A 23,994-nucleotide genomic window follows, 5' to 3' on the forward strand; every position below is an offset into this window, starting at 1 on the left:
TTTCAGGCGCGCCGGACCGCCACCGGCTCCACGATCCCGAATCCCCGGACCGGGCGCGCCGGCAGCGGCCGGGTCTCGAACTCGGTCGGCGGCAGCAGCTCCGCGGTGGCCTGGTCGATGATGATCCGGTTCCGCCGGGCGACGGCGGTCAACCGCGAGGCCAGGTTGACCGGCGGCCCGAACACGTCGCCGAGGCGCATGACCACCGAGCCACTGGCGAGCCCGACCCGCACGTCGGGCATCCGGCTGTCGCGGCCGATCACGTTGATGATCCCCTCCGCGGTGTCGTACGCGCGGACGGGGTCGTCGTTCACGAACAGCACCGAGTCGCCGATGCTCTTGATCACCCGGCCGCGCTGGGCCGCCACCACGTCGGCGCACCGGGACTCGAACAGCTCCACCAGGTCGCCGATCCGGTCCTCGGAGAGCCGGTTCGACAGCGCCGTGAAGCTGACGATGTCGGCGAAGCCGACGGTCAGCGGCACCGTGTTGAGGTCCTCCTCGTTCGCCCCGAGCGCCTCGACCCGGCCGACCGCGGCGGCCAGGTGCCGCTTCCACACGTAGACCAGCAGCTCCTGGAACGGCCCCTGGAGCTCGTCGATCAGCCGCAGCGCCGACCCGACCCGGCTGCCGGTCGCGTCGTCGCCCGCCTCGAGCTCCTCGACCCGGTGCACCAGCGTCGCCACCTCCCAGTCCGCGAGCCGGGCCATGGTCTGCCCGACCGCACGGGTCAGGTTCACCGCCATGTCGAAGTCGATGAGCCCCGAGCGCACCACCGAGAGCAGCGTCGACAGGGCGTCGGTGTCCGCGTCGGTGAACGCCGTCTCCAGGCCGTGCTCGGGGAAGCCCAGCGCCCGCCACAGCCGGCGCGCCTCGTCGATGCTGACCCCGGTCTGCTCGGCCACCTCGGGGGCGTTGAAGACCGGTTCCTGCCCGAGGATCGCGCGCTCCAGCTCCTCGGGGGCCGGGTGGTCAGGTTCCTTCATGTCCCGCCGCGGCGTCGTTGGTGCCGTGGAGCAGCTCGTTGAGCTTGCGCTGGGTCTCCTCCACGTGCGGGATGTCGTGCAGCTTGACCTGGCCGTGGGTGCTGGCGTCGGAGATCACCAGGGTCCCGCAGCCCAGCAGCCGGTCGATCGGGCCGAACTCGTAGGCCACGTCGCTGATCCGTGCCAGCGGGATGTCGTGCCCGCGCCGCACGATCACGCCGTGCCGGGTGATCAGCCGCCGGTCGGTGACCGTGTACGTCGCGGTGGCCCAGACCACCAGCGGGCGGAGGACGAACCACACGGCGAGGCAGGCGAGCAGGATCCAGATGACGAGCGTGACCGTGCCGTTGTCGATCTTCGTCTGCGCGTAGGTGCCGACCGCGAGCAGGATCACCAGGCAGATGAGCGGCCACAGCAGGGCCTTGACGTGCGTGCGGGTGTCGACCACGACGGTCTCACCCTCGTTCAGCAGTCTGCGGGAGATGGCCACCCGCCGATCATGTCACTGATCGGGCCCGGCGTCGGCGGGGCGCACGTGGACGACGTCCCCGGCGCCGACGACGGTCTCCCCCTCCGGTCCGGTGACCACCAGGCGGCCGGCCGGGTCGATCCCGGTCGCGCGCCCGAGCAGCTCGCCGCCGCCGGGCAGCGACACCCGCACCTCGCGGCCGACGGTCACGCACGCGGCGGCGTACGACGAGCGCAGGTGCGTGGTCGCGTCGGGGCCGCCCGCCTGCCAGGCGTCGTACGCCTCCCGGAGCGACCGGAGCAGCTCGAGGAGCAGCCCGGTGCGGTCCGGCTCGGTCCCCGACTCGAGGGCGAGCGAGGTCGCGTTCGGCACCGGGAGGTCGTCCTCGGTCAGCGAGACGTTCAGCCCCACGCCGACGATCGCGGCCGGGCCGGCGGGGGTCTCGACCCGCTCGACCAGGATCCCCGCGACCTTCCGCTCGCCCAGCAGCACGTCGTTGGGCCACTTCACGCCGGCTGCGGCGTACCCCCGGCCGCGCAGCACCTTCGCCACGGTGTGCCCGGTCAGCAGCGGCAGCCACGGCCACTCGCCGGCCGGCACCGCCGGGCGCAGCACGAGCGAGAACGTCAGCGACGCGCGCGGCGGCGTCTCCCAGGTCCGGTCCAGCCGGCCCCGCCCCGCGGTCTGGTGCTCGGCCACGACGACGGTCCCCTCGGCCGCTCCCCCACGGGCCCGCTCGGTGGCGACGGCGTTGGTGGAGGTCGCCGACTCGAGCACCTCCACGGCCAGCTCCGGGGCCAGCGCGGCCAGCGGTTCGTCGTCGAGTGATAGGCGTCTCATCTGCGGGGCGGTCACGGGCACTAGATTGGCCCACGGTCCAGAACCCCTGCCAGTGAGGAGCCAGAAACCCGATGAGTGCGCACCCCGGCGAGGGCACCGACGTCCCTCAGGACATCGACCTCCACACCACCGCAGGCAAGCTCGCGGACCTGGACCGGCGGCTCGACGAGGCCGTCCACGCGGGCTCGGCCAAGGCCGTCGAGAAGCAGCACTCCAAGGGCCGCAAGACGGCCCGCGAGCGCATCGAGCTGCTCTTCGACGAGGGCTCCTTCGTCGAGCTCGACGAGCTGGCCCGGCACCGCAGCACCGCGTTCGGCCTGGAGAAGAACCGGCCGTACGGCGACGGCGTGGTGACCGGCTACGGCACCATCGACGGCCGCCAGGTGTGCGTGTTCTCCCAGGACTTCACGATCTTCGGCGGCTCGCTGGGCGAGGTGTACGGCGAGAAGATCACCAAGGTCATGGACCTCGCCATCAAGACCGGCTGCCCGATCATCGGCATCAACGAGGGCGCGGGCGCCCGCATCCAGGAGGGCGTGGTCTCGCTCGGCCTGTACGGCGAGATCTTCCGCCGCAACGTGCACGCCTCCGGGGTGATCCCGCAGATCAGCATGATCATGGGCTCCTGCGCGGGCGGGCACGTCTACTCCCCCGCGGTCACCGACTTCACGATCATGGTCGACGGCACCTCGAACATGTTCATCACCGGCCCCGACGTCATCAAGACCGTCACCGGCGAGGACGTCTCGATGGAGGAGCTCGGCGGCGCGCGCACGCACAACACCAAGTCCGGCAACGCCCACTACATGGGCTCGGACGAGGAGGACGCGATCGAGTACGTCAAGGCGCTGCTGTCGTACCTCCCGCAGAACAACCTCGACGAGCTGCCGAGGTACGACGAGGCCGCGGACCTCGAGATCAGCGATCTCGACCGGGCGCTGGACACGATCATCCCGGACTCCCCCAACCAGCCCTACGACATGCGCGACGTGATCACCGCGGTCGTCGACGACGAGGAGTTCCTCGAGGTCCAGGAGCTGTTCGCCCCCAACATCGTCGTCGGCTTCGGCCGGGTCGAGGGCCTCCCGGTCGGCGTGGTCGCGAACCAGCCGATGCAGTTCGCCGGCACCCTGGACATCGACGCCTCCGAGAAGGCCGCGCGCTTCGTGCGGTTCTGCGACGCCTTCAACATCCCGGTGCTGACCTTCGTCGACGTGCCCGGGTTCCTGCCCGGCACCGACCAGGAGTGGAACGGCATCATCCGGCGCGGCGCCAAGCTGATCTACGCCTACGCCGAGGCGACGGTCCCGCTGGTCACGGTGATCACCCGCAAGGCGTACGGCGGCGCGTACGACGTGATGGGCTCCAAGCACCTCGGCGCCGACATCAACCTCGCCTGGCCGACCGCGCAGATCGCGGTGATGGGCGCCCAGGGCGCGGCGAACATCGTGCACCGCAAGACCCTGAAGAAGGTCGCCGACGAGGGCGGGGACGTCGAGGCGAAGCGCGCCCAACTGATCGACGAGTACGAGACCACCCTCGCCAACCCCTACATCGCGGCCGAGCGCGGGTACGTCGACGCGGTGATCGCGCCGCACGAGACCCGCGTCGAGGTGGTCCGGGCACTCCGGCTCCTGCAGTCCAAGCGGGAGACCCTCCCGCCCAAGAAGCACGGAAATATCCCGCTGTGACCGCCGAGGAGAACGCCGACACCCAGCCCTTCCTCCGCATCATCCGCGGCGACGCGACGCCGGAGGAGGTCGCGGCGGTCGTCGCCGTGCTGTCCTCGCTCCAGGCCGCGCCGGCGGCGAAGCCCCGCCGGCGGCCGGAGTGGAGCCACTACCGGCGCGCGCAGCGGGTCACCCCGCGGCGCGGACCCGGCGGGTGGCGCGCCAGCGGCCTCCCGGGCTGAATCCCGCCGTCTCCCCGGTCTGGACCACTATTCTTGAGCCAATCTTCGAGATCGGCTGTGTCGCGTCTTGAGGGCCGGCGCCCAGACTGGAGCTGTCCAGCTGGGCACAGTGCAGGAGACGAACGCGTGAACGCGAACCACATGGGGCCGGACGGCGTCCCCCACGCCACCGGTGCGGCCTACCCCGCGCCCCCACCCCCGACGGCCACCGCGGGCGAGAACGAGTACGTCCGCACCGCCGACCCCGGCCTGTCCGACTACGAGACCCAGTTCCTCGACGAGCTGGAGGACGTCCCGACGTACCGGCCGACGGTCGGCTGCATCATCCCGGCGTACAACGAGGCCGAGACCATCGCCGGCGTCCTCGACTCGCTCCTGCAGCAGACCCGGATTCCCGACGTCATCCACGTCATCATCAACAACACCAGCGACGACTCGGTCGAGATCGCCAGCCACTACGCCGGCCCGCAGACCCGGATGACGCCCACCGGCGAGCAGAGCACGATCATCTACGTCCACGACATCGGCAAGAACCCGGACAAGAAGGTCGGCGCGCTCAACTACGGCTACTCCCTCGTCGAGCAGATGGACTACCTGCTCGGCGTCGACGGCGACACCACGCCCGAGCCGGACGCCGTGCAGCACCTCGTCGACGAGATCTCCAGCGACGACCGGATCGGCGGCATCTCCGCGATCTACTCGATCGACGACAGCGCGCTCGACGGCTGGATGGCCAAGTTCCTCATCGCCGGCCAGCGGGCCCAGTTCGCCGCGTTCAACATGCAGAACCTGCTCAAGGGCCGCAACATGGCGGTGCTCGGCGGCCAGTTCTCGATCTTCTCGACCCAGGCGCTGCGCGACGTGCTCCGCGACAGCCACCAGCGCACCCCGTGGGTCAACGACAGCGAGGTCGAGGACTCCCTGCTGTCGCTGCAGATCAAGAGCGCCGGCTACCTCACCAAGATCTCCGCCCGCGCCCGCGCCCACGTCGGCGGCATGGACACGCTGCGGTCCCTCGACGCGCAGCAGGTGAAGTGGAACTTCGGCGCGATCGACCTGATGTGGCCCGGCCAGCGGGGCGACACCAAGGGCCAGCCCTTCCACCCGAACCTCCGGCTGCGCTGGTTCGAGCACATGTCGATGGTCATCAACATCACGACCCGCACCCTGTTCGTCCTGCTGCTCGCCGGCTCGTTGAACATCCACGCGTTCGTGTTCAGCCCGTGGTGGCTGATCCCGCCCCTGGCGGCGGTCTGGCTGAACTTCCGGGTGGCCCGGTCGATGGAGTTCGCGAACAAGCGCGACTACCTGTTCGCGCTGCTGGTCGTCCCTGCCGAGGCCTACATGGTGATCCGGATGGGCCACTTCGTCCGGGCCTGGCTGAAGTTCTTCAGCCGGCAGCAGACCGACAACTGGGCGGCCCAGGCGAAGGCCGAGCGCGGCAAGGGCATCGCCTGGCTCTACCCGTACGCCGCCTTCCTCGTGCTGTTCGTCGTGACCGCCGCGATCTGGACGCAGCTGCTGCCGATCCCGCTGCGGTCGGACATCCTCGCCGTGTGCTGGCCGATCCTCGGTGTCATCACCGTCCTCCAGACCGCCTGGATGATCCTGAAGGCCATGAAGCGCTACCGCGGCTTCAAGGCCTGACCCCACGACCCCCCACCAGCAGGAGAACCCATGACCCGCACCCGCTCGCGCCCCTTCCGGGCGGCAGCAGTCCCGGCGGCCGGCATGCTGCTCGCCGCCGCGGTACTGCTCAGCGGTTGCTCGGCCCTCGACGGTCTCACCGGCTCCGACGAGCCGTCCTCGACGCCGAGCGCGTCGCCGACCGCCACGGCGACGCCGTACCCCTCCCAGTTCACCCGCGACGGCACGTTCCAGTCGCACATCGAGATCAACGGGATGGACTACGTCTACACGCTCTACCCGACCAAGTCGACGCCCCGCACGAACGAGTGGTACCCCCGGGGCAACAAGTACTTCTCGTTCACCTTCCAGGCCTACGACCTGAACCGCGGGATCCGCGACCCGTTCGCCACCAAGCGGCGCGCCTACCTGTCCCGGATCACGGTCGAGTCCGACACGGTCACCACCGGTGGCGGCCGGGTGGAGCACCCCTACGAGCTCGACGCCGAGGCGAAGTCGGTCACCTTCGACCCCGAGCCGCTGTCGACCAAGTACGGCATGCTCATCACCTCGCCCAAGGGCGCCTTCGAGCTGCGCAACCAGAAGATCAGGCCGACCTCCCTGAACACCCGCGGCATCGACCTGCACTTCACCGCGGTCGTCTGGGTCGAGGAGTCGCCCGGCTCGGAGCGGTTCGACAAGTTGGTCATCAAGCAGAAGGTCCCGATCGCGATCTTCCCGAGCAAGGAGCCCACCAAGGCCCAGTCGATCCCGGTCGACGCGAACTGAGCTGCCCTGGACCGAGCTTGCTCGGGCCAGGAAGCTGCAGCGGGCGCAGACAGGGTCGTGTGCCTGAGCCCGCGCTATACCGCGTTCTCAGGCACACGACCCGGCAGCGGGCGACCCGATCAACCGCGCAGCACCTTCTCCATCGGCCTGCCCTTCGCCAGCTCGTCGACGAGCTTGTCGAGGTAGCGGATCCGCTGCATCAGGGGGTCCTCGACGTCCTCGACGCGGACCCCGCACACGGTGCCGGTGATCAGCGCGGCGTGCGGGGTGAGCCTCGCCCGGGCGAAGAAGTCCTCGAACGTCGTGCCGCCGTCCAGGTGTGCCGTCAGCTCGGCCTGGTCGTAGCCGGTCAGCCAGCAGATCACCCGGTCCAGCTCGTCGCGGGTCCGGCCCTTCCGCTCCACCTTGTTCACGTAGTGCGGGTAGACGGAGGCGACGCTGGTGGTGAAGATCCGGCTCACGCCCGGGAGCGTACCGAGGTCGCGGGGCCGGCCGGAGTGGTTTGCCCCGTCGGAGACCGGGTACGTCGGGGCCGCGCAGCGGCCGTGCGGACTCGGGGGTCTCCGCGGTCGAGGCACCACGCCCCGTCACCCGTCCCGGGTGGCGGGGCGGTCTACGTCGTGGCTCAGGCGGCCTCGGCGAGCCGGTAGCCGACGCCGCGCACGGTCTCGATGAACTTCGGCGTGCCGGCGTCGTCGCCGATCTTGCGGCGCAGATTGGCGATGTGGACCTCGACCGAGCGCTTGTCGGCCTCGTTGACGAAGTACGACGTGACGTACTGCTGGCCGCGCATGGTGAGGACCAGGTCGGCCTTCGAGCGGACCCGGCGGCCGGTGCTCAGCAGCGACGCCAGCAGGTCGAACTCCGTCCGGGTCAGGTCGACGGCGGCGCCGTTCACGGTGACGACCCGCGTCTCGTTGTTGAGCGCGAGCCCGTTGAAGCGGATCCAGCCCCCCTGGCTCGGGGGTGCCCCGAGCAGCGCCGGGTCCGTCGGGACCGGCTGCTGGTACGCCGGCGCGGGCAGCTGCGGGGCGGGCGGGTGCGCCGGGGCCGGCTGCTGGTACTGCGGCTGCTGGTACTGCGGCTGCTGGGGCTCCGGGTACTGCGGCTCCGGGTGCTGCGGCTCCTGGTGCTGCGGCTGCGGTGGCGGCGGGGCGGGCTGCTGGTACGGGGGCGGCGGGGTCGGCTCCGGCGCGGGCGGCGCGGGCGGCGCGGGCGGCGGTGGCGGCGGAGGCGGCGGTGCGGCCGGCTCGTCGTGGTGCAGCGGGCGCAGCGGCGCGTTCGCGGTGAGGTCGCGCGCCGCCTGGGCGGCCCACGACTCCTCCCGCGGCTCGGCGGGCGCCGGGTCGGCCTCGTGCCCCGACTGCTCCGCCCAGCCGGCCGGGGTCTCGAAGCGGGTCCGCGGCCGGCGCAGCATCGAGTCGGCGCGGGCGCGCAGCTCGCGCGGGCGGAACGGCTTGACCAGGTAGTCGTCGGCGCCCGCCTCGAAGCCCTGCACGACGTCGATCTCGTCGGCGAGGGCGGTGATCATGATCAGGTAGGTGTTGCTGAACTCGCGCAGCCGCTTGGCGACGGCGAAGCCGTCCATGCCGGGCATGTTCACGTCGAGCGTGGTGATCAGCGGGTTGTGCTGGCGCACCGCGTCGACCCCCTCGGGGCCGTTCTCGGTGACCACGGTGCGGAAGCCGGACTGCGTGAGCACGATGTCGATGAGGTCGCGGACGTCGGGGTCGTCCTCGATGATGACGGCCACCCAGTCGCTGCCCGGCTGCATGGGGCGAATGCTAACAACGGCACTCGGTGGACCCTCCGGAGGCGCAACTGGCTGGTCGGAAAGTCTCACCACCCGGACGAGACGGCCATCTCCAGCGCGCGCTCCGGCCAGAACTCCCCCGCCGGCGGGCCACCGTGGCACTCGCCGTCGCTCTCCCCCGGCGGCTTGACCCAGACGTACGCGTCGAGGTGGGCGGCCGCGCCCCGCGGCGCCGCGGCCGGGTCCTGGCCGTACGCGCGGTCCGGCGGGTTGCACCAGTCGTCGGTGGAGCCGTTGCCGTTGCGGCCGCTGTCGATGATGTAGTGCGCGCCGCCGAGCAGGGCGCTGAGCTTCTCGCCGTACTTCCGCTCGTCGTCGTCGGACTGGTAGTTCGAGACGTTGCTGGCGAACCCGCGCACGGCGTCGACGCCGACCCGCTCGAGCAGCGGCGCCAGCCGGTCCGGGTCGACCCAGTTGGAGTGCCCGCCGTCGACGTACGTCGTGACGCCCGCCTCCTGCAGCCGCGCGACCGCGTCGGCGATCAGCTCGACCCGCTGCGCCCGGCGCGCGCACTCCAGGGCGGCCGCGAGGGCGTCCGGCTCGACCACCACGACCGACGGCCCGGCCGCGGCCGCGTCGGCGATCTCCTGCACCCAGGGGCCGTACTGCGCGGCCGGCAGCCCGCCCTCGGAGAACCCGCCGGTGCAGTCCCGGTCGGGGATGCCGTAGACCACGAACGTCGGCAGCCGGCCGGCCTTCCCGGCGGCGGCGACGGTCGCGCTCACGAACCGGCCCACCTCGCCGGCGGGGTGCTCCTCCGGAGTCAGCCAGATCCCGCTCGGGGTCGAGGCGAGCCGGTCGAAGACCGCCTGGGCCTCGGTGTCGCCGCGCCGCTCCGCCCGGTCCGCGGCCTGGGCGGCACGCGAGTGCGGCTCGGCGTAGCCCGGCAGGTCGGCGTACCGGTTGACCGCCTGCGGGTCGCCGGCGTCGCCGCCCCCGCCGCCGCTATCACTCCCCGAGCAGCCCGCGAGGGCCACGGCCGCGAGCAGGAGCGCAGGCAGTCGGCGGAGGAGGCGCACCGCGCCATCATGCCCGAGACGGCGCCGGCTCCCGGCGACCCGGGGCGAACAGGCTGGCGACCGTGGCGACCGCCACCGCGGCCGCGCCGGTGAGCAGCGCCGGGCCGATCGCGCCGTCGTACCCGAACGGCGTGAGCGCGCCACCGTGAGGTCTTCGAGACCATCCGGCCCCCGGCTGGGACGACGAGCGGTGCCGCGACTTCGTCGCCTACGGGATGCTGCTCAACGTGATGATCTCGATCGGCGCCGCCGAGCACATGTCGCCCGGCGACCCGCTCAGCGTGCTCGCGACCTGCTCGTTCGGCGACGCGCTCGAGCTGCTTGGATCGGACGCGTGACGCCTCCCCGTACGCCGCTGGTGCTCGCCTCGGCCTCCCCCGCCCGACTCCAGACGCTCCGCAACGCCGGCGTCGAGCCCGTGGTGATCGTGTCCGGTGTCGACGAGTCGGTGCTCGACGGCCTGCCGCCCCTCGAGCTCGCGCTCCAGCTCGCCGAGCTCAAGTGCGCGGCGGTCGCGGAGCGCGACGAGCTCCCGGAGGGGGCGCTGGTGCTCGGCTGCGACTCCGTGCTGGACCTGGACGGCGAGGCGCTCGGCAAGCCCGGCCACCCCGAGGAGGCGGTGCGCCGCTGGCAGGCGATGCGCGGCCGCACCGGCGTGCTGCGCACCGGCCACTGCCTGCGCGACACCGCCACCGGGAGGGTGGCCGCGGCCACCGCGTCCACGACCGTCCACTTCGCGGACGTGACCGACGAGGAGGTGGCGGCGTACGTGGCGACCGGCGAGCCGCTCGCGGTCGCCGGGGCGTTCACGGTCGACGGCCTGGGCGGCGCCTTCGTCACCGGCATCGAGGGCGACCACCACAACGTGGTGGGCGTGAGCCTCCCGCTGGTCAGGGACCTCGCCGCGGAGCTGGGTCACTCGTGGACGGACCTGTGGACTCGTCGCTGACCTCGACCTGGACCGCGATCACGATCGGCCCGGTGTCCGCCCGCAGCTCGCTGAGCTCGAAGACCTGCATCGGGTGCTGCTTGAGGTCGGCGAGGTGGACCGGCCGGCGGAACACCAGCGTGCGGAACAGGTAGAACCGCGCCACCATCGCCAGGAACAGCCCCACCACGTTCGCCGCGAGGTTGTCCGAGTACGGGTCGTCCAGCCCCAGGGCGTTGCGGCTGACCCACAGGCAGGCCATCGGAATCAGCATCGTCACCAGGTTGATCCCGACGAACATCAGCCGGCCGCCGTCGGCCGTGCGCGGGGGGCGGTCCTTGAAGACCCAGCTCCGGGAGCCGCGGTAGCTCACCACCATGCCGACCACGTTCGCGAGCGCGTAGGCCAGGTAGGGATGGCCGGACAGCGGCGCGTCGTACCCCGTCGCGAAGCCGTGCACCAGGAAGTTGAAGATCAGGAACGCCACGATCGTGGCGAGACCACCGACCGCGAGGAACCGGTACGCCTCGGTGAGGAGCCGACGCCACCGGTGGGACATGGGTGAAAGGCTAGCCTTTCACCCCGTGAACAGGCCGACGGCCTTCCGCAGCGTCTCCACCAGTCCATAGGCGAGCGGGATGCCCACCAGGGTCCAGGCGACCACCAGACGGCCGGTCATGCCCGGCTCCTTTCCGGCTCCCGCGGCTGTTGTGGCTCGTGGAAGCGAGCGTCGACCGGCCGGATCAGCAGGTTGGCCACGAAGCCGAGCGCGAGCACCCCGACCATCGTGAGCAGCGCGGGCCGGTACGCCGACGCGGTGAGCTCTCCCGGGGTGCCCTGGGCGTCGAGGAAGCCGTTCACGATCAGCGGCCCGGCCACACCGGCGGCCGACCAGGCGGTGAGCAGCCGGCCGTGGATCGCGCCGACCTGGTAGGTGCCGAACAGGTCGCGAAGGTAGGCGGGCACGGTCGCGAACCCGCCGCCGTAGAACGACAGGATCACCGCGGCCAGCAGCACGAACAGCGCCACCGAGCTGTTGCCCGTGGTCGCCAGCAGCAGGTACAGCACCATGCCGGCGCCGAGGTAGACCAGGTACATCGGCTTGCGGCCGGTGTAGTCGGAGGTGGTCGACCACACGAACCGGCCGGTCATGTTCGCGATCGAGAGCAGCCCGACGAACCCCGCCGCGGCCGTGGCGCTGACCGTGGAGACGCCGTCGCCGCCCCGGAAGAAGTCCTGGATCATCGGCGCCGCCTGCTCCAGGATCCCGATCCCGGCGGTGACGTTGCACAGCAGCACGAGCCAGAGCAGCCAGAACTGCGGGGTGCGGATCGCGTTCGCGGCCGACACGCTCGCCGTGGTGACCAGCTTCCTCTCCTCGATCTCGTGCGGGTCCCAGCCCTCCGGCCGCCAGCCGTCGGCGGGCACCCGCACGGTGAAGGCGCCGAACATCATGAACGCGAAGTAGGCCAGGCCCAGGGTGACGAACAGCAGCATCACGGCGTGGCCGTCCGGGACCGACGACGGATCGGTGGCGACGTAGCCGCTCTGGTCGTAGAGCTGCAGCAGCCGGGCGCTCAGCGGGCTGGCGATCAGCGCGCCGCCGCCGAAGCCCATGATGGCCAGGCCCGTGGCCAGGCCGGGCCGGTCGGGGAACCACTTGATGAGCGTGGAGACCGGCGAGATGTAGCCGATGCCGAGGCCGATGCCGCCGATCACGCCGTACCCGAGGTAGACCAGCCACAGGCTGCCGACGCCGATGCCCACCGCGGCGACGAGGAACCCGACGGACCAGAAGCACGCGGAGGTGAACATCGCGGCCCGCGGGCCGTTGCGGTCCACCCAGGTGCCGCAGACGGCGGCCGAGAGCCCGAGCATCACGATCGCGATCGAGAACACGATCCCGATCGCGGTGAGGCTGCTGTCGAAGTGCTCGACCAGCGCGGTCTTGTAGACGCTGGTCGCGTAGACCTGGCCGATGCACAGGTGCACCGACAGGGCAGCCGGCGGGATCAGCCAGCGGCTGAACCCGGGTCCGGCGATCGTGTGATCACGGGAGAGGAAGGGCGGGAGCACGGTCTTCCCATACCCGCTTGTGGCGCCGATCACACGCGAGCCCTCTCCGCGGCTACTCGACCGGCAGGCCGAGCCCGCGCGCGATCAGCATCCGCTGCACCTCGGAGGTGCCCTCGCCGATCTCGAGCACCTTGGCGTCGCGGTAGAACCGGGTCACCGGGTACTCCTCCATGAAGCCGTAGCCGCCGAACACCTGGGTCGCGATGCGGGTCGCCGTGACCGCGGACTCGGTGGCGTACAGCTTGGCCACGGCCGCGGCCTGCTTGAAGTCCTTCATCGGCGCGCCGGCGTCCTTCATCGCGGCGGCCCGGTAGGTCAGCAGCCGTGCGGCGTGCAGCATCACCTCGAGGTCGGCGACCTGGAACGCGACGCCCTGCTTGCGGCCGATCGGGCCGCCGAACGTCTGCCGGTCGCCGGCGTACGCCACGCTCATGTCCACGCAGGCCTGGATGCAGCCGACGGCGAGCGCGGCGATCGCGACCCGGCCGTCGTCGAGCGTCGCGAGGAACTGCGCGTAGCCGCGACCGCGGGCGCCGAGGAGGTTCGCCGCCGGGACGCGCACGTCCTCGAAGGACAGCGGGTGGGTGTCGGAGGCGTGCCAGCCGAGCTTGTCGTACGCCTTCTCGGCCGTGAAGCCGGGCGTGCCGCTGGGCACGATGATCGCGCTGATCTCGGCCCGGCCGCCCTCGGACTCCCCGGTGCGCGCCGTGACCGTCACCAGGCTGGTGATCTCCGAGCCCGAGTTGGTGATGAACTGCTTGGCGCCGTTGACCACCCACTCGCCGTTCTCCAGCACCGCCCGGGTGCGGGTGGCGCCCGCGTCGGACCCGGCGCCCGGCTCGGTGAGCCCGAAGCCCGCGAGCGTGGTGCCGGCCACGAGGTCGGGCAGCCAGGTCTGCTTCTGCTCGTCCGTGCCGTAGGTGAGGATCGGGTTGATGCCGAGGCCCACCGCCGCCTCCAGCGTGATGCCCATCGACTGGTCGACGCGGCCGATCTCCTCGATCGCGACGCAGAGGCTGGTGAAGTCGCCGTCCTCGCCCGCCCCGCCGAACTCCTCCGGGGCGGTCAGCCCGAACAGACCGAGGGCGCCCATCTTGCGCACGACGTCGACCGGGAAGTGGTGGTCGCGGTCCCACTGCGCGGCGTGGGGGGCGATCTCCGCCTCGGCGAACTCGCGGACCGACCGCCGGAACTCCTCGTGCTCACGCGACAGCTCGTAGCTCATGACGCGCAGGATAGCGGCAGAGGTTAGCGATTGTTAACCACGGCGGCGGGCGAGACGAGGCCCACACGCCGTGGGGCCCGCGCTGGCGATACCCTGCCCCGCGGAGATCTCGTCCGTTCCACACCGAGGAGCAGGAGTCGCACGTGCCGGAGACCAAGCCGCTGCAGAAGGTCCTGATCGCCAACCGCGGGGAGATCGCGGTCCGGGTGATCCGTGCGTGCAAGGACGCCGGCATCGGCAGCGTGGCGGTGTACGCCGACCCCGACCGCGACGCCCTGCACGTGCGCCTCGCGGACGAGGCCCACTCGCTCGGCGGCGCGACGCCCGCGGACTCCTACCTGGACATCGACAAGCTGATCGCGGTGGCGCAGAAGTCCGGCGCCGACTCGGTGCACCCGGGCTACGGCTTCCTCGCCGAGAACGCCGGTTTCGCCCAGGCCGTGATCGACGCCGGGCTGGTCTGGATCGGCCCCCCGCCGTCCGCGATCGAGGCGCTCGGCGACAAGGTCCGGGCCCGCCACATCGCGGAGAAGGTCGGTGCGCCGCTGGCGCCCGGCACCAAGGACCCGCTGGAGAACGCCGACGAGGCGGTGGCGTTCGCCGAGGAGTTCGGCCTGCCGATCGCGATCAAGGCGGCCTTCGGCGGCGGCGGCCGCGGCCTGAAGGTCGCGCGCACCATCGACGAGGTCCCCGACGCCTTCGAGTCCGCGGTCCGCGAGGCGGTCACGGCGTTCGGCCGCGGCGAGTGCTTCGTGGAGAAGTTCCTCGACAAGCCGCGGCACGTCGAGACCCAGTGCCTCGCCGACCAGCACGGCAACGTCGTCGTGGTGTCCACCCGCGACTGCTCGCTGCAGCGCCGGCACCAGAAGCTGGTCGAGGAGGCGCCCGCGCCGTTCCTCACCGAGGACCAGGTCCAGCGCCTCTACGAGTCGTCCAAGGCGATCCTGCGCGAGGCCGGGTACGTCGGCGCCGGCACCTGCGAGTTCCTCGTCGCCCGCGACGGCACCATCTCGTTCCTCGAGGTCAACACCCGCCTCCAGGTCGAGCACTGCGTCTCCGAGGAGGTCACCGGCCTCGACCTGGTCCGCGAGATGTTCCGCATCGCCGCGGGCGAGGAGCTCGGGTACGACGACCCCGAGGTCCGCGGCCACTCGATCGAGTTCCGGATCAACGCCGAGGACGGCGGCCGCAACTTCATGCCGGCTCCCGGCACGCTGTCGGCGTGGAACCCGCCGCAGGGCCCCGGCATCCGCATCGACGGCGGCTACGAGAACGGCGAGACCGTGCCCGGCTCGTTCGACTCGCTGATCGCCAAGCTCGTGGTCACCGGCCGCGACCGCACCCAGGCGCTGGAGCGCTCCCGCCGCGCACTGGACGAGTTCACGGTCGACGGGATGCCGACCGTGATCCCCTTCCACCGGGCGGTGGTCAGCGACCCGGCGTACGTCGCGGACAACGAGCAGTTCGACGTCTACACCACGTGGATCGAGGCCGAGTTCGACAACCGGATCGAGCCCTACGCCGGGGACGCCGCCGAGGCCGAGGAGGCCGGTGAGCGGCACTCGGTGGTCGTCGAGGTCGGCGGCAAGCGGATCGAGGTCGTGCTGCCCGGCGGGCTCGGCGGGCTCGCCGCGGCGCCGGGCGGCGGCGGGGCGAAGAAGCCCAAGCGCGGCGGTGGCAAGAAGTCCGGCGCCGCCGCGAGCGGCGACGCCGTCACCAGCCCGATGCAGGGCACGGTCGTCAAGGTCGTCGTCGAGGAGGGCCAGCAGGTCGCCGAGGGCGACACCGTGGTCGTCATCGAGGCGATGAAGATGGAGCAGCCGCTCAAGGCCCACAAGGCCGGCACCGTGACCGGCCTGCAGGCCGAGGTCGGCCAGACCGTCGCCAACGGCGCGGTCATCTGCGAAGTGCGCAGCAGCGAGTGAGGAACGAGCTCGCTGCGTGGGCGCACGCAGGTTGAGCAAGCGCGCGGCCGGGCCTGCGAGGCCGCGGCCGCGCGTCGAAACCAAGAAGGACTGAGCCACCCCGGCCGTAGGGTCGGTGGCATGCAGCTTCGGGAGCCCCGCGAGCGGGTCAGCCCGCGAGCCCGGCTGATGTGGGCGCTGACCGCCGCCGTCGAGGGCCTGGTGCTCGTGGTCGCGGCCACCGTGGCGGGCCCCGTGACCGGCTGGCTCCCGCTGCCGTGGTGGGCGGTCGGGGCAGTGGCGGTGGTCGTCGTCGCCTACGTCCTCGTCGTCCCGTCCTGGCGGTACGCCGTGCACCGGTGGGAGGTCACCGACACGGCCGTGTACACGCAGACCGGCTGGTGGGCCCGGGAGCGCCGGATCGCCCCGATGTCGCGGATCCAGACGGTCGACCACGTGGAGGGCGCGATCGCCCGGCTCTTCGGGCTGTCGACGGTCACCGTCACCACCGCCTCCGCGGCCGGTGCCCTCGAGATCGCCGGCCTCGACCGCGACCGGGCCCTGGCGCTCGTCGACGAGCTCACGCGGATGGCCGACAGCGTGCCGGGGGACGCCACGTGACCACGGCGCCGGACCCGGGGTGGCAGCGGCTCGACCCGCGGATGCTGCTGGTCCACCCGGTCAAGGAGCTGGTCCGGTTCCTGCCGGTCCTCCTCGGCCTGTTCATCGCCGGTACGGCGTCGGGCGGCTCGGGCGGGTGGTGGAACCTGGTCGGCGTGCTGATCCCGGTCGGGCTCGGCGTGCTCCGGTACTACACGACGTCCTTCCGCGTCTCCGCCAGCCGCATCGAGCTGCGGCGCGGCCTGGTCAACCGGCACGTCCTGTCGACCCCGCGGGACCGGGTCCGCACCGTCGACATCACCGCTCCCCCGATCCACCGGCTGCTCGGCCTGACCAGCGTCCGGGTCGGCACCGGCACCGCGTCCACCGACGAGGACGAGGAGCTCAGCCTGGACGGCCTGCCGGTCGCGCAGGCCCGCGCGCTGCGCACGGAGCTGCTGTCGTCGGACCCGGCCACCGCGGAGGCGGTGCCGGCCGAGCAGCAGGTCCTGGTGTTCGACCCCTCGTGGGTGCGGTTCGCGCCGTTCACCAGCGCCGGCCTCGCGATCGCCGGCGGTGTCCTGGCCGTCGCCAGCCAGGTGCTCAACAGCGTCGGCGGCCTCGAGCGCCTCGACCCGGACCGGGTCGTGCGCGACGCCGAGGCCTGGTCGCCGTGGGTGGCCGTGCCGACCGCGCTCGTGGGCCTGGCCGTCGTGGTCTCCACGCTCGCGATCGGCGGCTACGTGATCACCAACTGGGGCTTCCTGCTCACCCACACCGCCGGCGCCTGGCACCTGCGCCGCGGCCTGCTCACGACCCGCGAGACCACCATCGACGACGAGCGGCTCCGTGGCGTCTCGGTCGGCGAGCCGCTCGGGCTCCGCCTCGCCGGCGGCGGCCGGGCCTCCGCGATCGTGACCGGCCTCGGCAAGGGCCAGTCGGCGCTGCTCGTCCCGCCGGCGCCGCGGGACGTCGTGCACCGGGCCGCCGGCGCGGTGCTCCGGACGGACGGGCCGCTCGACGCACCCCTGACCGGCCACGGTCCGCGCGCCCGCACCCGCCGCTACACCCGGGCCGTCGGTCCCGCCGTCCTGCTCCTGGTGGCCGCGGTCGCGCTCGTCCCGCTCGCGGACGCCCCACGGTGGCTGCCCGTCCTCGCCGCGCTCGGCGTACCCCTCGCCGCCGCCCTGGCCGCCGACCGGGTGCGGGCGCTCGGGCACGCGCTGGCCGCCGGCCACGTCGTGGTGCGCTCCGGCAGCCTCAACCGGCGTCGCGAGGCGCTGGATGCGGCCGCCGTGATCGGCTGGAACCTGCGGTCCAGCTGGTTCCAGCGCCGCGCCGGCCTCACCACGCTGACCGCCACCACGGCCGGGGGCCGCCAGGCGGTCACGGCGCTCGACGTACCGGAGCCGGCCGCGCTCGCGCTGGCGCACGCCGCCCACCCGCACCTCCTCGCGCAGTTCCTGGCCGAACAACCGGTCCGGACCACCCCCTGACCTGCTGCTCCCGGGCGCCGCGGTGACCTAGCGTGGAGGCACCATCGGGTGCTCGGGCACTCGTCGTCCCCCTGGAGCGCCGATGTCCCGCACGATCGCGCGTCGCCGAGCACTGACGTGTGCCGTCGCGACCGTGCTCGCGGTCGCGGCGACGCTGGTGCTCGTCCGGCCCGCCGAGGCGATGTACACCACCGTGGTGGCCGGCTCGTCGCCGATCGCCTACTACCGGCTGGGCGAGGCCGCCGGCCCGACGATGACCGACAGCTCCGGCAACGCGCACCACGGCACGTACGCCGGCGGCGTGACCCTCGGCGGGGCGCCGGCGATCACGGTCGACACGAACACCTCGGCGTCCTTCGACGGCACCGGCTCCGGCACGGCGTCCGGCATCGCGGCACCCACCACGGCGTACACGCTGGAGGCCTGGATCCGGCCGACCAGCGGCGACGGCACGATCGTCGGCCAGGTCGGCGGCGGCCGGCTCTTCCTCGGCAGCGGCCAGCTGGCGCTCGACCAGACCGGCGACGTCCTCACCGGACCCGCGGTCCCCCTCGGCACCTGGTCGCACGTCGCCGCGACCTGGGACGGGACGAACACCCGCCTCTTCCTCGACGGGACCCAGGTCGCGACGACGGCCACCGCGCTGACGGCGCCGTCCGGCGCCGGCGACGTGTACGTCGGCTCCGACGGGGTGACGGGGTTCCAGGGCGATCTCGACGAGGTCGCGTACTACGGGACCGCGCTGCCGGCCGCCACCATCGCCGACCACGTGGTCGTCGGGACGGACGCCACCGCGCCCACGATCACCATCACGGTCCCGGCCGACAAGCAGCACTTCGTGCTGCACGGGTTCTCGCCGTCGTACTCGTGCAGCGACCCCGGCGGCAGCGGCATCGAGAGCTGCACGGCCACCCCGGCGGCCCACGACCTCGGCCCGCACCTGTTCACGGTCCAGGCGACCGACCGCGCCGGCAACACCGCCACGAAGAGCGTGGCGTACGTGGTCGACCCCTACCGGTACGGCGACGACGTGGTCTCCCGCTCGCCGATCGCCTACTACCGGCTCGACCAGGCGGTGGGCTCCACGACCATGACCGACTCCTCGGGTCACGGGCACGACGGCACCCTGATGAACGGCGCGGTCCCCGGCGCCCGCAGGTCCGCCGGGATCTCGTGCGAGCGCCGCCCGCACCCGCCGCGGTCGTGCGAGCTCACGAACGACCCGCAGGGCTGGTCCACCCACTTCGGGGGGCTCGGCTACGGCTACGTCAACGACGTCGCGGCGCCGCGGACGGCCTACACGCTCGAGGCGTGGATCCGGCGGGACGACCACAGCGACGGCTCGATCGTCGGGCAGGGCGGCGCCGGCCAGCTCTACGTCGTCAACGACCGGCTGGCGCTGCGCCAGACCCAGGACGACGTCGTCAGCCCCGGACCGGCGCTCCCGGTCGGCGACTGGGTGCACGTCGCGGCCACCTGGGACGGCTCCACCACCCGCCTGTACGTCGACGGCAGCCAGGTGGCGTCGTCGAGCTCCGCGAACAAGCCGCCGTCCGGCTTCGCCACCGTGTACGTCGGCCAGGGCGAGCGGGCGCCGACGTTCCGCGGCGACATCGACGAGGTCGCCTACTACGACACCGCGATCTCCGCGCACGTGATCGGCGACCACTGGATGGTCGGCAGCGCGTACGACCACCCGTCGCTCACGCCCGGCAACTCGCCGTTCAACACGGCCGAGCCCACGATCGACACCACCAGCCCGGTGAACAACGGCCTGTACGCGCCCGCCAAGGTGCCGGTCGCGGCGTTCACCTGCGCGGACCCCGACGGCCCGGGCGACATCGCGAGCTGCACGGCGACCGTGGACGGCAACCCGATCGCCTCCGGCGATGCGCTCCCGGACAGCCTCGGGGTGCACACCTTCACGGTGACCGCGGTCGACCAGAGCGGCAACACCTACGTGCACAGCCACACCTACACGGTGATGTCGTTCGCCGACGTCTACCGTGCCGACTCGCCGGTCGCGTACTACCGGCTGGGCGATGTCGACGAGGTGATGGCCGACGACAGCGGCAACGGCCGCGACGGGGAGTACAAGAACGACCAGGAGTCGGGGCCGATCGGGATCTCCGGCGACCTCGACCACGCCCGGCGGTTCTGGGGCGACAGCGGCTACGGCTTCGCCAACAGCATCGCCGCGGCGCCGTACCAGGCCACGGTCGAGGCGTGGGCGAACCCGGACGACGGCACCCGCGACCAGTCGATCGGCGGGCTGGCCGGCAGCGACGAGCTGTTCGTCGCCGGCGGCCTGTTCGGCTACCGCCACCTCGACCGGGTCGTCATGGCCGACGTCGGCCCCAACCCCGGGAACTTCCGCCAGGTCGTGGGGGTGTGGGACGGCGTGGACGTGCTGATCTACGTCGACGGCGTGCTGCACGGCAGCGCCCCCGCCGCGACCGGGAAGTCGAGCGCCGGCGGCGGGACCTTCTACGTCGGCTACGGCCACCAGGGACCGTGGTTCGCGGGCTCCCTCGACGAGGTCGCCTACTACGCGACCGCCCTCTCGCCCGAGCGGGTCTACCAGCACTTCCTCGCGGACCCACCGCCCCCGGTCGCGGCGACGCAGGGCGGCACCGGCTGCCTGGTCCCCGAGCTCCGGGGCCTGCGCCTGCGGACCGCGAAGACCGAGCTCGAGTGGGCGAACTGCAGCCTGGGCACCGTGCGCACCAAGCGCGCGGCCGCGTGGAAGCGCGGGTACGTGCTCCGGCAGTCCGTCCCCGCCGACAGCGTCCGGCGGGCCGGCTTCCCGGTGAACGTCACCGTCGGCCGCTGACCCCCGCACCCGTCTCGTCGGAGCGGAACCGCCACGCCACCCGCCGGCCGGGCTCATAGGGTGTGCGCATGTTCTCCAAGGTGCTGGTGGCGAACCGTGGCGAGATCGCGATCCGGGCGTTCCGCGCGGCGTACGAGCTGGGTGCGCGCACGGTCGCGGTGTTCCCGTACGAGGACCGCTGGTCCGAGCATCGGCTCAAGGCGGACGAGGCGTACGAGATCGGCGAGCGCGGCCACCCGGTGCGCGCCTACCTCGACCCCGAGGGCATCGTCGCCGTCGCGCTGCGCGCGGGGGCGGACGCGGTCTACCCGGGGTACGGCTTCCTGTCCGAGAACCCCGGGCTCGCCGAGGCCTGTGCGAACGCCGGCATCACGTTCATCGGCCCGACCGCCGAGGTGCTGACGCTCACCGGCAACAAGGCCCGGGCGATCGCCGCGGCCAAGGCGGCCGGCGTACCGACGCTGGCGTCGGTCGACCCGTCGACCGACGTCGACGAGCTCGTCGAGGCGGCGAGCGACCTGCCCTACCCGCTCTTCGTCAAGGCGGTCGCCGGCGGCGGCGGGCGCGGCATGCGCAGGGTCGACGACCCGAAGGACCTGCGCGAGGCGGTCGAGACCTGCATGCGCGAGGCCGACGGCGCGTTCGGCGACCCCACGGTCTTCATCGAGCAGGCCGTGGTCGACCCGCGGCACATCGAGGTCCAGATCCTCGCCGACGGCGACGGCGAGGTCATCCACCTGTTCGAGCGCGACTGCTCCGTGCAGCGGCGGCACCAGAAGGTCGTCGAGATCGCCCCGGCGCCGAACCTCGACCCCGAGCTCCGCGACCGGATCTGCGCCGACGCGGTGCGGTTCGCGCGCGAGATCGGCTACCGCAACGCCGGCACCGTCGAGTTCCTGCTCGACCCCGACGGCAACTACGTCTTCATCGAGATGAACCCGCGCATCCAGGTCGAGCACACCGTGACCGAGGAGGTCACCGACGTCGACCTGGTGCAGTCCCAGATGCGGATCGCGTCCGGCGAGACCCTCGCCGACCTCGGCCTCTCCCAGGACGGCATCACGCTGCGCGGCTCGGCGCTGCAGACCCGGATCACCACCGAGGACCCGGCGAACAACTTCCGCCCGGACACCGGCGTCATCACGACGTACCGCTCCCCCGGCGGCCCGGGCGTCCGGGTCGACGGCGGCACGACGTACACCGGCGCCGAGGTCTCGGCGCACTTCGACTCGATGCTCGCCAAGCTCACCTGCCGCGGCCGGACCTTCGACAAGGCGGTCGAGAAGGCGCGGCGGGCCGTCGCGGAGTTCCGCATCCGCGGGGTGTCCACGAACATCCCGTTCCTGCAGGCGGTGCTGGCGGACCCGGACTTCGCCGGCGGACGCGTCACAACGTCGTTCATCGAGACGCACCCCCAGCTGCTGCAGGCCCGCGGCTCGGGCGACCGGGGCAGCAAGGTGGTCTCCTACCTCGCGGACGTGACCGTGAACCAGCCGTACGGCGCGGCGCCGGTGGAGATCGATCCCCGCACGAAGCTGCCGGACGTGAACCTGGAGGTCCCGGCACCCGACGGCTCGCGGCAGCTGCTGCTCGAGCTCGGGCCGGAGGAGTTCGCGCGGCGGCTGCGGCAGCAGAAGGACGTGGCGGTCACCGACACCACCTTCCGCGACGCGCACCAGTCGCTGCTCGCGACCCGGGTACGCACCCGCGACCTGCTCGGGGTGGCCGGGCACGTCGCCCGCACGACGCCGCAGCTGTGGTCGCTGGAGTGCTGGGGCGGCGCGACGTACGACGTCGCCCTGCGCTTCCTCGCCGAGGACCCGTGGGAGCGGCTGGCGGCGCTGCGGCAGGCGGTGCCCAACATCTGCCTCCAGATGCTGCTGCGGGGCCGCAACACCGTCGGCTACACGCCGTACCCGACCGACGTGACCAACGCGTTCGTCGCGGAGGCCGCCGCCACCGGCATCGACGTGTTCCGCATCTTCGACGCGCTCAACGACGTCGAGCAGATGCGGCCGGCGATCGACGCGGTGCGCGCCACCGGCACCTCGGTCGCCGAGGTCGCGCTCTGCTACACCGGCGACCTGTCCGACCCGAACGAGACGCTGTACACGCTCGACTACTACCTGAAGCTCGCGGAGCGGATCGTCGACGCCGGCGCGCACGTGCTGGCGATCAAGGACATGGCCGGCCTGCTGCGGGTGCCGGCCGCGCGGACCCTGGTCACCGCGCTGCGCGAGAACTTCGACCTGCCCGTGCACCTCCACACCCACGACACCCCCGGCGGCCAGCTCGCCACGCTGCTGGCGGCGATCGACGCCGGCGTGGACGCCGTCGACGCGGCGACCGCCTCGATGGCCGGTACGACGTCGCAGCCGCCGCTGTCGGCGCTCGTCTCGGCCACCGACCACGGCCCCCGCGAGACCGGGCTGTCGCTGACCGCGGTGAACGCGCTCGAGCCCTACTGGGAGGCGACCCGGCGGGTGTACGCGCCGTTCGAGTCCGGGCTGCCGGCGCCGACCGGACGCGTGTACCGGCACGAGATCCCCGGCGGCCAGCTCTCCAACCTGCGCCAGCAGGCGATCGCGCTCGGCCTCGGCGAGAAGTTCGAGCAGATCGAGGACATGTACGCCGCGGCCAACGACATCCTCGGCAACGTCGTCAAGGTGACGCCGTCCTCGAAGGTGGTCGGCGACCTCGCGCTGCACCTGGTCGCCGTCGGCGCCGACCCGGCGGAGTTCGCCGAGAACCCCGGCAAGTTCGACATCCCCGACTCGGTCATCGGCTTCCTCAACGGCGAGCTCGGCGACCCGCCGGGCGGCTGGCCCGAGCCGTTCCGCACGAAGGCGCTGGAGGGCCGCACGCACAAGCCGCCGGCCGAGGAGCTCACCGCCGACCAGCGCGAGGCGCTGTCCGGCGGGAGCCCCACGCGCCGCCGTACCCTCAACGAGCTGCTGTTCCCCGGGCCGACCCGGGAGTTCAGCGAGTCCCGCGCGACCTACGGCGACCTGTCGGTGGTGCCGACGCTGGAGTACCTCTACGGGCTGCGGCAGGGCGTCGAGCACGAGGTGGAGATCGAGGAGGGCAAGACCCTCCTCCTCGGCCTGCAGGCGATCGGCGAGCCCGACGAGCGCGGCATCCGCACGGTGATGGCCACGATCAACGGCCAGCTGCGACCGGTGAACGTGCGCGACCGCAGCGTGGCCTCCGAGGTCGCCACCGCCGAGAAGGCCGACACCTCGCAGCCCGGCCAGGTGGCGGCGCCGTTCCAGGGCGTGGTGACGATCGTGGTCGAGAAGGGCCAGCAGGTCGCGGCCGGCGACACCGTCGCGACGATCGAGGCGATGAAGATGGAGGCGGCGATCACGGCGCCGGTCGCGGGCACCGTCGAGCGGCTCGCGCTGTCGGGGACCCAGGCCGTCGACGGCGGCGACCTGGTGCTGGTGCTGTCCTGAGCGGCGCCCACGACCACGGCGGC

The 23,994-nt window shown here is 72.4% G+C and carries 20 protein-coding genes; 10 read left to right on the top strand and 10 right to left on the bottom strand.

Features of this window, described 5'->3' with window-relative positions:
* Positions 1-2: 2 nt before the first annotated feature.
* From ABD086_RS13395 to ABD086_RS13405, 3 genes are read right to left on the bottom strand one after another with little or no spacing between them, the layout of a single operon-like run.
* Positions 3-986, bottom strand: coding sequence for an adenylate/guanylate cyclase domain-containing protein (locus ABD086_RS13395; RefSeq protein WP_343908054.1), 984 nt, complete (start codon positions 984-986; stop codon positions 3-5).
* Positions 973-1,476 (bottom strand): PH domain-containing protein, encoded by a 504-nt coding sequence (locus ABD086_RS13400; protein WP_343908055.1) that lies wholly within the window; start codon positions 1,474-1,476, stop codon positions 973-975. Before ABD086_RS13400 ends, ABD086_RS13395 begins: the two co-directional genes overlap by 14 nt.
* 12 nt (positions 1,477-1,488) lie before the next feature.
* A complete protein-coding gene (locus ABD086_RS13405; RefSeq protein WP_343908056.1) occupies positions 1,489-2,295 on the bottom strand; it encodes a biotin--[acetyl-CoA-carboxylase] ligase in 807 nt (268 codons plus the stop codon).
* A gap of 71 nt (positions 2,296-2,366) precedes the next feature.
* Here ABD086_RS13405 and ABD086_RS13410 point away from each other — a divergent pair, with 71 nt between their 5' ends.
* The 4 genes from ABD086_RS13410 to ABD086_RS13425 all read left to right on the top strand — a co-directional run bounded on the left by ABD086_RS13410 (position 2,367) and on the right by ABD086_RS13425 (position 6,622).
* A complete protein-coding gene (locus tag ABD086_RS13410) occupies positions 2,367-3,986 on the top strand; it encodes an acyl-CoA carboxylase subunit beta (protein WP_343908057.1) in 1,620 nt (539 codons plus the stop codon).
* Entirely contained in the window at positions 3,983-4,207 is a 225-nt protein-coding gene (locus tag ABD086_RS13415) for an acyl-CoA carboxylase subunit epsilon (protein WP_343908058.1), read from the top strand. The genes ABD086_RS13410 and ABD086_RS13415 overlap by 4 nt, the downstream gene beginning before the upstream one ends.
* Positions 4,208-4,333: 126 nt before the next feature.
* The gene (locus ABD086_RS13420; protein ID WP_343908059.1) at positions 4,334-5,854 is read left to right on the top strand and encodes a glycosyltransferase family 2 protein; all 1,521 of its coding nucleotides are present in this window, start codon (positions 4,334-4,336) and stop codon (positions 5,852-5,854) included.
* 30 nt (positions 5,855-5,884) lie between these two features.
* Positions 5,885-6,622: a hypothetical protein gene (locus ABD086_RS13425; RefSeq protein ID WP_343908060.1), complete on the top strand. Its 738-nt coding sequence runs from the start codon at positions 5,885-5,887 to the stop codon at positions 6,620-6,622.
* Positions 6,623-6,741: 119 nt separating this feature from the next.
* Here the strand turns inward: ABD086_RS13425 and ABD086_RS13430 are convergent, their stop codons facing one another.
* The 3 genes from ABD086_RS13430 to ABD086_RS13440 form a co-directional block, all read right to left on the bottom strand.
* Positions 6,742-7,083, bottom strand: a complete 342-nt coding sequence (locus ABD086_RS13430; protein ID WP_343908061.1) for a DUF2200 domain-containing protein — start codon at positions 7,081-7,083, stop codon at positions 6,742-6,744.
* Positions 7,084-7,247: 164 nt separating this feature from the next.
* On the bottom strand, positions 7,248-8,396 hold the full coding sequence (locus ABD086_RS13435) for a response regulator transcription factor (RefSeq protein WP_343908062.1): 1,149 nt from the start codon (positions 8,394-8,396) through the stop codon (positions 7,248-7,250).
* 65 nt (positions 8,397-8,461) lie between these two features.
* Positions 8,462-9,454 carry a glycoside hydrolase family 6 protein gene (locus tag ABD086_RS13440; protein WP_343908063.1) on the bottom strand — a complete coding sequence of 331 codons (993 nt, stop codon included), beginning with the start codon at positions 9,452-9,454 and terminating at the stop codon, positions 8,462-8,464.
* Between the two features lie 334 nt (positions 9,455-9,788).
* Here ABD086_RS13440 and ABD086_RS13445 point away from each other — a divergent pair, with 334 nt between their 5' ends.
* Complete coding sequence (locus ABD086_RS13445; protein ID WP_343908064.1) at positions 9,789-10,403, top strand: Maf family protein; 615 nt, start codon at positions 9,789-9,791, stop codon at positions 10,401-10,403.
* On the opposite strand, the gene ABD086_RS13450 is transcribed toward ABD086_RS13445, so the two are convergent.
* Genes ABD086_RS13450 through ABD086_RS13460 form a run of 4 tightly spaced genes read right to left on the bottom strand, consistent with a single transcriptional unit; the run spans position 10,345 to position 13,683 of the window.
* Positions 10,345-10,941 (bottom strand): GtrA family protein, encoded by a 597-nt coding sequence (locus ABD086_RS13450; RefSeq protein ID WP_343908065.1) that lies wholly within the window; start codon positions 10,939-10,941, stop codon positions 10,345-10,347. The genes ABD086_RS13445 and ABD086_RS13450 overlap by 59 nt on opposite strands.
* Before the next feature lie 18 nt (positions 10,942-10,959).
* Positions 10,960-11,061, bottom strand: a complete 102-nt coding sequence (locus tag ABD086_RS25315; RefSeq protein WP_425571616.1) for an MFS transporter small subunit — start codon at positions 11,059-11,061, stop codon at positions 10,960-10,962.
* The gene (locus ABD086_RS13455; protein WP_343908066.1) at positions 11,058-12,458 is read right to left on the bottom strand and encodes an OFA family MFS transporter; all 1,401 of its coding nucleotides are present in this window, start codon (positions 12,456-12,458) and stop codon (positions 11,058-11,060) included. The genes ABD086_RS25315 and ABD086_RS13455 overlap by 4 nt, the downstream gene beginning before the upstream one ends.
* A gap of 52 nt (positions 12,459-12,510) precedes the next feature.
* Entirely contained in the window at positions 12,511-13,683 is a 1,173-nt protein-coding gene (locus ABD086_RS13460) for an acyl-CoA dehydrogenase family protein (protein WP_343908067.1), read from the bottom strand.
* 143 nt (positions 13,684-13,826) lie between these two features.
* Between ABD086_RS13460 and ABD086_RS13465 the strand changes: the two genes are divergently transcribed.
* From ABD086_RS13465 to ABD086_RS13485, 5 genes are all read left to right on the top strand, one after another.
* Positions 13,827-15,608 carry an acetyl/propionyl/methylcrotonyl-CoA carboxylase subunit alpha gene (locus ABD086_RS13465; protein ID WP_343908068.1) on the top strand — a complete coding sequence of 594 codons (1,782 nt, stop codon included), beginning with the start codon at positions 13,827-13,829 and terminating at the stop codon, positions 15,606-15,608.
* 120 nt (positions 15,609-15,728) lie between these two features.
* On the top strand, positions 15,729-16,208 hold the full coding sequence (locus ABD086_RS13470) for a PH domain-containing protein (protein WP_343908069.1): 480 nt from the start codon (positions 15,729-15,731) through the stop codon (positions 16,206-16,208).
* Positions 16,205-17,683, top strand: a complete 1,479-nt coding sequence (locus ABD086_RS13475) for a PH domain-containing protein (protein ID WP_343908070.1) — start codon at positions 16,205-16,207, stop codon at positions 17,681-17,683. Before ABD086_RS13470 ends, ABD086_RS13475 begins: the two co-directional genes overlap by 4 nt.
* An 82-nt stretch (positions 17,684-17,765) precedes the next feature.
* Positions 17,766-20,516 (top strand): LamG-like jellyroll fold domain-containing protein, encoded by a 2,751-nt coding sequence (locus tag ABD086_RS13480; protein WP_343908071.1) that lies wholly within the window; start codon positions 17,766-17,768, stop codon positions 20,514-20,516.
* Between the two features lie 68 nt (positions 20,517-20,584).
* Entirely contained in the window at positions 20,585-23,971 is a 3,387-nt protein-coding gene (locus ABD086_RS13485) for a pyruvate carboxylase (protein WP_343908072.1), read from the top strand.
* Positions 23,972-23,994 lie beyond the last annotated feature (23 nt).

Origin of the sequence: Nocardioides aquiterrae, from assembly GCF_039526625.1 — a bacterium.
Classification (GTDB): domain Bacteria; phylum Actinomycetota; class Actinomycetes; order Propionibacteriales; family Nocardioidaceae; genus Nocardioides; species Nocardioides aquiterrae.